The 599-nt window shown below is 75.5% G+C and carries 1 pseudogene; it reads right to left on the bottom strand.

The annotated features are described in order from the left end of the window. Positions 1-599 (bottom strand): annotated as a pseudogene (locus tag CQZ88_RS13505) (chromosome segregation protein SMC); the annotation flags it as partial.

The following is a 599-nucleotide window of genomic DNA, read 5'->3' as shown; positions in this document are numbered from 1 at the left end:
CTCGGCGAGGGCAGCGGCGGCGACCTCTCGGTCGACTGCCGTCGAGTCGGTGCCCGGATCGGCGCCCGCGTCGCTCTGTTCCTGTTCGGCCAGTCGCAGCCGCTCCTCGAGCTCGACGACCTCGCGGCGGGCCGTGTCACGCTCCGTCTCGGCGTTGGTGCGCTGCGCCGCGAGGCGCTCGGACTCGGCGTGGGCGGCGCGCGCGGCCTGCCCGAGCCGGCCGAGCTGCTCGTACACCGCGGACATCGCGGCGTCGGATTCGTTGAGGGCCGCGAGGGTCTGTTCGGCCACCTCGGCGCGGGCCGCTTGTTCGGCCAGGGCGCCGGCGAGAGCCGCCGAGAGTTCCTCGGAGCGCCGGACCGCGCGGTCGAGGTCGGCGCGGGACGCGTCGATCGCGGCCTGGACCTCGAGGGTGCTCGGCGCGCGCCCGGATCCACCGACGACCCAGCCCGAGCCGGCGAGGTCACCGCTCCGGGTCACTGCCCGCAGTTCGGAGCGCACGTGGCACAGTTCGATCGCGGAGCGCAGGTCGTCCACGACGACGGTGCGCGCCAGCAGCGCGTCGAGTCCGCCGCGCAGTTCCGGCGGGCAGTCGATCA

Source organism: Rhodococcus sp. ENV425 (genome assembly GCF_002887785.1).
Classification (GTDB): domain Bacteria; phylum Actinomycetota; class Actinomycetes; order Mycobacteriales; family Mycobacteriaceae; genus Rhodococcus; species Rhodococcus aetherivorans.
This window is presented reverse-complemented; position numbering and strand designations above follow the sequence as displayed.